Below are 9,654 nucleotides of genomic sequence, written 5' to 3' on the forward strand. Positions count from 1 at the left end.
GGCTGATCACCTTGCGCCTGGCCGCGCCGGGGGCGGCCGCCGGCGCGGCGCTGGTGTTCCTGGCAATCACCAACGAATTGACCGCGACCCTGCTGCTGGCCCCGAACGGCACGCGCACCCTGGCGACCGGATTCTGGGCCATGACCAGCGAAATCGATTATGCCGCTGCTGCGCCCTACGCCTTATTGATGGTTGTGCTGTCGCTTCCGTTGACCGGACTTCTTTATCACCAATCGAAAAAAACGGCTGGCCGATGAACACTCTTGAATTGAATGCCCTCTACAAGTCCTACGGCGCCCATTGTGCTCTGGACAACGTCAGCCTGTCGGTTCCCAGCGGCAGTCGTACGGTCATCGTCGGCCCTTCCGGCTCGGGTAAAACCACCTTGCTGCGGATGATTGCCGGCTTCGAATTCCCCGATTCCGGGCGTCTTTCGCTCAATGGCCAGACCCTGGTCGACGGCACCCACGAAGTGCCGGCGCATCAACGCCTGATCGGCTACGTGCCGCAGGACGGTGCGCTGTTCCCGCACATGACCGTGGCGGCGAACATCGGCTTCGGTTTGTCCACCAAGGGCAATGAAAAACAACAGCGAGTCGCCGAACTGATGGACAGCGTGGCGCTGGACGCGAAGATGGCCGAGCGCTGGCCTCACGAATTGTCCGGTGGCCAGCAACAACGAGTGGCCCTGGCCCGGGCGTTGGCGCAACAGCCACGACTGATGCTGCTGGACGAGCCGTTCTCGGCGCTCGATACCGGATTGCGCGCGGCAATGCGCAAGATGGTTGCGCGGCTGCTGGAAGACGCGGGCGTCACCACCATTCTGGTCACCCATGACCAGAGTGAAGCCTTGTCGTTCGCCGACCAGTTGGCGGTGATGCGCCATGGCCGGCTTGTCCAGTCAGGGCACCCGCTGGACCTTTACCGCTATCCCGAAGACGAACAGACCGCGCTGTTTCTGGGAGATGCCGTGGTCATGCCCGCACGCATCGAGGCCGGCTGGGCCCATTGCGACCTGGGGCGGATCCCGGTCAACAACCACCGCAACAACAAGTCGGCGCAGATCATGCTGCGCCCCGAACAGCTGCAACTGGCCAGCATCCTCCCCAGCGATCTGGAAGCCAGCGGGTGCCGGGCCGTGGTCACCGACCGGGATTTCAGCGGCAACACCTGCACGCTGACAGTGGAACTCCAGTCAATGACCCGCAGCGAGCAACCGGGCCGATCACTGCTGGTGCGCAGTTCAGGGATGTATGCACCACCCGCCGGCAGTGCGGTTCAGGTCTCGACCATCGGCCATGCCCATGTACTGAGCGAGATGTAATCGTTCACAGATCGAATCGATCTACCGCCCGACGCCGCTCGTTGTCATCGCGTACATCGTAGTTGGCTGTGGTCTGGATATTGCTGTGGTGCGCCAGCTTCTGCGCAATCGACAAGTCATGCTCTTCGATCACCCGGGTTATGAAAGAACGCCGGAAGTCGTGGGGCATGATTTTCACCCCGACCTGTGCGCCCCGTTGCCGGGCGATGTAGTAAATCGCATGTTTGGTGATGCGTTCACGCGTGATGTGGCTGCCACGGCGGATGCGGTTGAACAGAAACGGGTCGTCCGACTCACCTTCCTTGAGCAACGAACGGCGCAGCTCAAGCCAGGCCTCAAGCTTGGCGAACGCCCAGGCCGGGGCGTACTTGATCAATTGTTTGTTGCCCTTGGCGGTCACCCGAAGACTGCGCTCGGTGAAGTCGACCTGGCTCAGCTCCAGGTTCACCGATTCGGACTTGCGCATCCCCGATCCGTACAGAATCCCGATGATCGCTGCATCCCGCAGGCCTTGCGGCCGCGGATCAGCCGCGCAGACCGCCATCAGTTCCTGGATCAGCGTCCGCCTGAGATTGCGCCCCTGGGACAGCCGTGTACCGGCAATACCCTTTACGGAACGCATCTTCAGCAGATGCTCCTGAGAGATCAGGCTCATGCGCCACGCTTCGTTCATCACCCCGCGCACGGCGTTGACATAGAGCGAGGAAGTGTTGGGCGCGTAGCCGTCCGAACGCAAAGTCGCCACCAGCGCGATCACGTCCTCGGGCTGCAGGTTGTGCCAGGGTATCTCCTCGATATCGTGGTCTTCGAAGCCCAGGCGGTCGGCGGCATCCTGCAGCACATAGCGCATGGTCAGTTGACTGGATGGCGCCAGCCGCGCCAGATACAGGGTCAGCGGATTGGTGAGGGGTGTGCGTGTGTCAGTTACAGGTAAGTCAATCAAACGAAACGGCCTTGAATGAAAACAGTTCAATGAAACAACTAAGTAATGAAATAACGATCATGTAAAAGACATTACTGCTGTAGGACTTTTCCTAAAAATCGCCATAAATGCGGGAAGTCTGAACAGCGGCTTAATGGCTTTCAGATAAACGATTCCCCAACCGTTTTTTCATGTTCCTTTCACAAAATCGGGCATAACCTTCCGTAAAGTCGGCGCAACCCAGATTGACGTCCAACCTGCCGGCCATGGCGAAAAAAGTCAACTGATGCAATTTTTCTACCTCCACCCAGTAACTAGTTGATTTGATGCAGATTCTGATTTAGCGTCTATGCTGATTTTTGGATCCCTTTTAGCCTCAATGGCTATTTACGTTCTCAGCCCCTGAGGTGCCCATGAGTCAGGCGTTTCTCCCTTTTTCCCGCCCCAGTATCGGCGACGAAGAAATCGCTGCCGTAGAGCAAGTATTGCGCTCCGGGTGGATCACCACCGGACCGAAGAACCAGGCACTGGAAGAACACTTCGCCAACTACGTCGGTTGCCGGCATGCCGTGGCACTTTCCTCGGCCACCGGCGGGATGCATATCACCCTGCTGGCATTGGGCATCGGTCCCGGCGATGAAGTCATTACGCCGTCTCAGACCTGGGTTTCCACCGCCAACATGATCACCCTGCTGGGTGCCACGCCGGTGTTCGTCGACGTTGACCGCGACACGCTGATGACCGACGTGGCCACTATCGAAGCCGCGATCACGCCGCGCACCAAAGCCATCATCCCGGTGCATTACGCCGGTGCGGCATTCGATCTCGATCCGCTCTACGCCCTGGCCGACAAACACGGCATTGCCGTGATCGAGGACGCCGCTCACGCGGCAGGCACTTTCTACAAAGGTCGTCACGTTGGCTCCAAAGGCACGGCGATCTTTTCGTTCCACGCGATCAAGAACATGACCTGCGCCGAAGGCGCGATGTTCGTCAGCGACGATGAAGCCCTGGCCTCGCGGGTACGCATGCTCAAGTTTCACGGGCTGGGGGTTGATGCCTACGACCGCCTGACCCACGGCCGCAAGCCCCAGGCCCAAGTGGTCGAGCCCGGCTTCAAGTACAACCTGGCCGACATCAACGCGGCCATCGCGCTGGTGCAACTGGAACGCCTGGACGAAATCAACGCCAGGCGCACTCAACTGGCCCAGACCTACTTGCAGCGCCTGGAAGGCTTGCCAGTGCAACCGCTGGCCGTTCCAACCTATTCGCAAAAGCATGCCTGGCACCTGTTCATCCTGCGTATCGATGCCGAACGCTGCGGGCTGGATCGCGAAGCGTTCATGAAAGCCCTCCAGGAGCAGAATGTCGGCACCGGCATTCACTTCATTGCAACGCACCTGCACACTTACTACCGCCAGCGTTACCCTAACTTGTACCTGCCCAACACCGAATGGAATTCGGCACGGCTGTGTTCGATCCCGTTGTTCCCCGACATGACCACCGATGATGTCGAGCGCGTCGTCGGTGCCATCGAAAACTGTATGGACAGAAGCCTTTGAGACCTTACCCAATCAACTTCGTTTCGATCGTCATTCCGGTCTACAACGAACAGGACAGCCTGCCGGAGCTGCTTCGTCGCACCGAAGCGGCTTGCCAGCAATTGCGCCAGGCCTACGAAATCGTGCTGGTCGACGACGGCAGCCGTGATGACTCCGCACAGATTCTCGAAGACGCCGCCTCCCGCGAAGGCAGCCCGGTGGTGGCGGTCATCCTCAACCGCAACTACGGCCAGCATGCGGCGATCATGGCCGGTTTCGAACAGTGCAAGGGCGATGTCGTCATCACCCTCGATGCCGACCTGCAAAACCCGCCCGAAGAAATCCCGCGGCTGGTGGCCCAGGCCGAGCTCGGCTATGACGTCGTCGCGACGGTACGCAACAACCGCCAGGACTCGGCCTTGCGCCGCTGGCCATCGAAGCTGATCAACCTCGCCGTGCAACGCTCCACCGGCGTGGCCATGAGCGACTATGGCTGCATGCTGCGCGCCTACCGGCGCACCATCGTCGACGCCATGCTCGCCTGCCGTGAACGCAGCACCTTCATTCCGATCCTGGCCAACAGCTTTGCCCGCCATACCACGGAAATCCTCGTGACCCACGCCGAGCGTGAACACGGCGATTCCAAGTACAGCCCGATGCGCCTGATCAACCTGATGTTCGACCTGGTCACCTGCATGACCACCACGCCACTGCGACTGCTGAGCATCGTCGGTGTCGGCATGGCAGCCCTGGGCATGCTATTCGCCATCGCGCTGGTTCTGTTGCGCCTGGTGTTCGGCGCCGGCTGGGCCGGTGGCGGTACCTTCGTACTGTTCGCCGTGCTGTTCGTCTTCACCGGTGGTCAATTCATCGGCATGGGCCTGTTGGGTGAATACCTGGGCCGCATGTACAGCGACGTGCGCGCACGTCCGCGCTTCTTCATTGAAAAGGTGCTGCGTAGCCAGCCCGCCTCCCCCGCTTCCGCTGTTACTGTCGACGGCCTTACTTCCACTTCTTCAGATCAGGTTCCTTCATGAGTGCAAAAGCTGTTGTCTTCGCCTACCACGATATTGGCTGTGCCGGCATCGAGTCCCTGCTCTCCTCCGGTTTTGAGATCGCGGCGGTGTTCACTCACGCCGACGACCCGAAGGAGAACGCGTTCTACGGTTCCGTTGCGCAGCTGTGCGCCCGCCACGGCATCGCCGTGCATGCACCGGAAGATGCCAACCATCCATTGTGGATCGAGCGTATCGCCAAGCTCGATCCCGACTACATTTTCTCCTTCTACTACCGCAACCTGCTGAGCGAACCGCTGCTGGCCACGGCGCGCAAAGGCGCGTTCAACCTGCACGGCTCCCTGCTGCCACGCTACCGTGGTCGCGCACCGGCCAACTGGGTGCTGGTCAACGGCGAAACGGAAACCGGCGTGACCCTGCACCGCATGGTCAAGCGTGCCGATGCGGGCGCCATCGTTGCCCAGCAAAAGGTCGCGATCGAGCGCAGCGACACGGCGCTGAGCCTGCACGGCAAACTGCGTTCGGCAGCCTCTGACCTGCTGCGCGACACCCTGCCGGCGCTGCTGCAAGGCAAAGTCAGCGAAACACCGCAAGACGAATCCAAAGCCACCGTATTCGGCCGTCGCACCCCGGCCGACGGCAAGCTGGTCTGGGCCAAACCGGCCGAAGAGCTGTTCAACCTGGTCCGCGCCGTGACCCAACCGTACCCGGGCGCCTTCTGCGCGGTGGGCGAGCACAAGCTGATTGTCTGGAGCGCCGAAGTTGCCAAGGGCAACGAAGGCCAGGCTCCGGGCCGCGTCATCAGCGTCGACCCGCTGCGCATCGCCTGCGGTGAAGACTCGCTGATCATCAACGCCGGCCAGCGCAACGACAACGGTCTGTACCTGAGCGGTCCGCAATTGGCCAACGAACTGGGCCTGGTGGACGGTTCCGTGCTGCGCGGTGCCGAATCCGGTCGTGCCCCGCGTCGCACCCGCGTGCTGATTCTCGGCGTCAACGGTTTCATCGGTAACCACTTGTCCGAGCGCCTGTTGCGCGACGACCGCTACGAAGTCTACGGCCTGGATATAGGTTCGGACGCCATCGAGCGCCTGCGCAGCCACCCGAACTTCCACTTCGTCGAAGGCGACATCAGCATCCACTCCGAGTGGATCGAGTACCACATCAAGAAGTGCGACGTGGTGCTGCCGCTGGTGGCCATCGCGACGCCAATCGAATACACCCGTAACCCGCTGCGCGTATTCGAACTGGACTTCGAAGAGAACCTGAAACTGGTTCGCTATTGCGTCAAGTACAACAAGCGCGTGATCTTCCCGTCGACCTCGGAAGTCTATGGCATGTGCCAGGACAACAACTTCGACGAAGACAGCTCCAACCTGGTGGTCGGCCCGATCAACAAGCAGCGCTGGATCTACTCGGTCTCCAAGCAATTGCTCGACCGCGTGATCTGGGCTTACGGCCAGAAGGGCCTGAACTTCACCCTGTTCCGTCCGTTCAACTGGATGGGCCCACGTCTGGACCGCCTGGATTCGGCCCGTATCGGCAGCTCCCGCGCCATTACCCAGCTGATCCTGAACCTGGTGGAAGGCACGCCGATTCGCCTGTTCGACGGTGGCGAGCAAAAACGCTGCTTCACCGACATCGCCGACGGCGTGGAAGCTCTGGCACGGATCATCGACAACGACAACGATGTCTGCAACGGCCAGATCATCAACATCGGCAACCCGGAAAACGAGGCCAGCATTCGCCAGTTGGGCGAAGAGCTGCTGCGTCAGTTCGAAGCTCACCCGCTGCGCGCCAACTTCCCTCCGTTCGCCGGTTTCCGCGATATCGAGAGCAAGGCGTTCTACGGCACCGGCTACCAGGATGTGTCCCATCGCAAGCCAAGCATCGCCAACGCCAAGCGTCTGCTGGACTGGACGCCAACCGTGGAGATGAGCGAAACCATCGGCAACACCCTGGACTTCTTCCTTCGTGAAGCCATGCTCGAAATCGCGGACAAGCGTTGATGCAGGCGGGACTGCGGATTGATGTCGACACCTACCGGGGTACCCGTGAAGGGGTACCCCGGTTGCTGGAAATCCTTGATGAAGCTCAGGTCAAGGCGACGTTCTTCTTCAGTGTCGGGCCGGACAACATGGGGCGCCACTTGTGGCGCCTCATCCGTCCACAGTTTCTCTGGAAAATGCTCCGTTCCAACGCAGCCGGCCTGTATGGCTGGGACATTCTGCTGGCCGGCACCGCATGGCCTGGAAAACCGATCGGCCGCGACCTGGGGCACCTGATGCGCCAGGCCCGGGATGCCGGGCATGAAGTTGGCCTGCACGCCTGGGATCACCACGGCTGGCAAGCCAACGCCGGGCGCTGGAGCGACGCACAACTGGTCGAACAGATACGCCGCGGCGTGGACACGCTCAGCGACATTCTCGGGGAAAAGATCTCCTGCTCGGCGTCCGCCGGCTGGCGTGCCGACGAGCGTGTGATCGAAGCCAAGCAGGGTTTCGGCTTTCGCTACAACAGCGATTGTCGCGGCCAGGGCCTGTTCCAGCCGCTATTGGCCGATGGTCGCCTGGGCGCACCGCAAATCCCGGTGGACCTGCCGACGTTCGACGAAGTGGTCGGCCCGACGGTCGCCGCCAAGGACTTCAACACGTTCATCCTGGACCGGTTCACTCCGGAAAAACTCAACGTTTATACGATTCATGCCGAGGTAGAAGGGATTCTGATGGCCAATGATTTCCGTCAACTGCTGAGCGATGCGCATCAGCGTGACATCCGTTTTCAACCCTTGGGCGACTTGCTGCCCGAGACCCCTGACAGTTTGCCGATAGGCCGTGTGGTACGTGGTGCACTCGAAGGTCGCGAAGGCTGGCTGGGAGTGCAAGGCGCATGAGCAAACGCTGGGCTGTGCCGTTATTGCTGGCCATGGTGGCGCTGGCGTACCTGCTGCCGCTGGGCAGTCATGGCTTATGGATTCCTGACGAAACCCGCTACGCCCAGATCGGCCAGAGCATGCTCCTGAGCGGTAACTGGGTGTCGCCACATTTCATGGACGTACGCTACTTCGAAAAACCGGCGGCCGGCTACTGGATGATTGCCATCGGTCAGGCGCTGTTCGGCCAGAACCTCTTCGGGGTGCGCTTCGCCTCGGCACTGAGCACCGGCTTGAGCGTGCTGCTGTGCTACCTGATCGCCCGCCGGATGTGGAGCGATGCGCGCAAGAGCTTTGCCTGCGCCATCCTGTACATGAGTTTCACGGTCATCGCCGGTCAGGCGGGATACGCCAACCTCGATCCGCAATTCACGTTCTGGGTCAACCTGAGCCTGGTGGCCTTGTGGTTTGCGCTGGACAGCGCCGGTCGTGGCCAACGCCTGGTGGCGTGGGTAGTGCTGGGCCTGGCCTGCGGCATGGGTTTCATGACCAAGGGCTTCCTGGCCTGGCTTTTGCCGGTGCTGATCGCCCTGCCCTGGATGATCTGGCAAAAACGCTGGGGTCAACTGTTGGCCTACGGCCCGGTGGCGGTGGTCGTGGCCATCGCCGTCAGCCTGCCATGGGTCCTCGCGGTGCATGCCCAGGAGCCCGATTACTGGCGGTTCTTCTTCTGGCACGAGCACATCCGTCGCTTCGCCGGAGAAGACGCTCAGCATAACGCGCCGTGGTGGTACTACTTGCCGTTGCTGGTAGCGTTCAGCCTGCCGTGGGTGGCGTTGCTGCCACCAGCGCTGAAACAGGCATGGCAGACCCGACGCCAGGCCAATATTGCGTTCCTGATGCTGTGGCTGTGGATGCCGCTGATCTTCTTCAGCCTGAGCAAAGGCAAACTGCCGTCCTACATTCTGCCGTGCCTGCTGCCACTGGCCCTGTTGCTCGGCCATGCACTGGCTGACCGCTTGAAACTGGAACAAGGCCGCGTCCTGGGCATCAATGGCCTGCTGAACCTGGTCCTGGGTGTCGTTACCCTGCTGGCCCTGGTTTATCTGCAATTGAAAAAGCCGATTTACGATCATGAACTGCACAACCTGGTGTTGGTGTTCATCGGTTTGATCGGCTGGATCATGGCCAACCTGCTGCAAGCCTTCCGCCCGCTGCAATGCTGGGCTGCCCCGGCTTTCGGCAGCCTGCTGTTCATCGGCGTGCTGCCAGCAGGGCTGCCCAACTCGGTGGTCGCCAACAAAACGCCCGACCAGTTCATCCTCGATCACGCCCAGGAGCTCGGCCAGAGTGCCAAGCTGTTGAGCAACGATCTGGGTGCCGCGTCGGCGTTGTCCTGGCGGGTGAAACGTCCCGAAGTGGCTTTTTTCAACACGATAGGCGAGTTGAAATACGGCCTTGCCTATCCTGATTCGCTTAAGCAGCGCGTCGACCCCGATCAGGTGCAACAGTGGATGCACGACGCTCGCCAGCAAGGCTCGGTCGGCGTGGTCATGCGGGTCAAGGGCGAAGAAGAGCTGCGCGAACTTGAACAGTTGCCCAAAGAAGGCAAGCGGTATGAACAAGGCAATCTGGTGATTTTGATCATCCCTCAGGCGACACTATGAGCCTGCTATTGCTACTGGTCGCCTGCCTGCTGACCTGCCTGGGCCAGATCGCCCAGAAGTACGCGGTAGAAAGCTGGCGTGGCAAACCTTCCGGGTGGATGGACAAACTGCGTTCACCCTGGCTTTGGCTGGCCCTGGCCTCTATGGGGCTGGGCCTGCTGGTGTGGCTGCTGGTGCTGCAACGCCTGGAAGTCGGGATTGCCTATCCGATGCTGAGCCTGAACTTCGTGCTGATCACCCTGGTTGCGCGTTTCGTGTTCCACGAGACCATCGACCGCCGCCACTGGCTGGGCGTGGCGCTGGTGATCGGCG

General features: G+C 60.9%; 9 protein-coding genes. 8 read left to right on the forward strand and 1 reads right to left on the reverse strand.

Features of this window, described 5'->3' with window-relative positions; genetic code table 11:
• Both PMI29_RS25015 and PMI29_RS25010 read left to right on the forward strand, forming a co-directional pair.
• A partial coding sequence (locus PMI29_RS25015) for an ABC transporter permease subunit (protein WP_033052016.1) occupies positions 1 to 257 on the forward strand: 257 nt, incomplete at its 5' end.
• On the forward strand, positions 254 to 1,324 hold the full coding sequence (locus PMI29_RS25010) for an ABC transporter ATP-binding protein (RefSeq protein WP_007994613.1): 1,071 nt from the start codon (positions 254 to 256) through the stop codon (positions 1,322 to 1,324). The genes PMI29_RS25015 and PMI29_RS25010, both read left to right, overlap by 4 nt.
• A gap of 4 nt (positions 1,325 to 1,328) precedes the next feature.
• On the opposite strand, the gene PMI29_RS25005 is transcribed toward PMI29_RS25010, so the two are convergent.
• Positions 1,329 to 2,267: a site-specific integrase gene (locus PMI29_RS25005; protein WP_007994614.1), complete on the reverse strand. Its 939-nt coding sequence runs from the start codon at positions 2,265 to 2,267 to the stop codon at positions 1,329 to 1,331.
• A 392-nt stretch (positions 2,268 to 2,659) separates the two neighbouring features.
• On the opposite strand from PMI29_RS25005, the gene arnB reads away from it, so the two are divergent.
• The 6 genes from arnB to arnE all read left to right on the forward strand — a co-directional run.
• Positions 2,660 to 3,808, forward strand: coding sequence for a UDP-4-amino-4-deoxy-L-arabinose aminotransferase (gene arnB / locus PMI29_RS25000; RefSeq protein WP_007994616.1), 1,149 nt, complete (start codon positions 2,660 to 2,662; stop codon positions 3,806 to 3,808).
• Complete coding sequence (gene arnC, locus PMI29_RS24995; protein ID WP_007994617.1) at positions 3,805 to 4,824, forward strand: undecaprenyl-phosphate 4-deoxy-4-formamido-L-arabinose transferase; 1,020 nt, start codon at positions 3,805 to 3,807, stop codon at positions 4,822 to 4,824. Before arnB ends, arnC begins: the two co-directional genes overlap by 4 nt.
• Entirely contained in the window at positions 4,821 to 6,812 is a 1,992-nt protein-coding gene (arnA, locus tag PMI29_RS24990; RefSeq protein ID WP_007994618.1) for a bifunctional UDP-4-amino-4-deoxy-L-arabinose formyltransferase/UDP-glucuronic acid oxidase ArnA, read from the forward strand. Before arnC ends, arnA begins: the two co-directional genes overlap by 4 nt.
• Positions 6,812 to 7,696 carry a 4-deoxy-4-formamido-L-arabinose-phosphoundecaprenol deformylase gene (arnD, locus tag PMI29_RS24985; RefSeq protein ID WP_007994619.1) on the forward strand — a complete coding sequence of 295 codons (885 nt, stop codon included), beginning with the start codon at positions 6,812 to 6,814 and terminating at the stop codon, positions 7,694 to 7,696. Before arnA ends, arnD begins: the two co-directional genes overlap by 1 nt.
• On the forward strand, positions 7,693 to 9,342 hold the full coding sequence (gene arnT / locus PMI29_RS24980; protein ID WP_007994620.1) for a lipid IV(A) 4-amino-4-deoxy-L-arabinosyltransferase: 1,650 nt from the start codon (positions 7,693 to 7,695) through the stop codon (positions 9,340 to 9,342). The genes arnD and arnT overlap by 4 nt, the downstream gene beginning before the upstream one ends.
• The coding region (arnE, locus tag PMI29_RS24975; RefSeq protein WP_007994621.1) for a 4-amino-4-deoxy-L-arabinose-phosphoundecaprenol flippase subunit ArnE at positions 9,339 to 9,654 on the forward strand (316 nt) is incomplete at its 3' end. The genes arnT and arnE, both read left to right, overlap by 4 nt.

Source organism: Pseudomonas sp. GM49, from assembly GCF_000282355.1.
Classification (GTDB): Bacteria; Pseudomonadota; Gammaproteobacteria; order Pseudomonadales; family Pseudomonadaceae; genus Aquipseudomonas.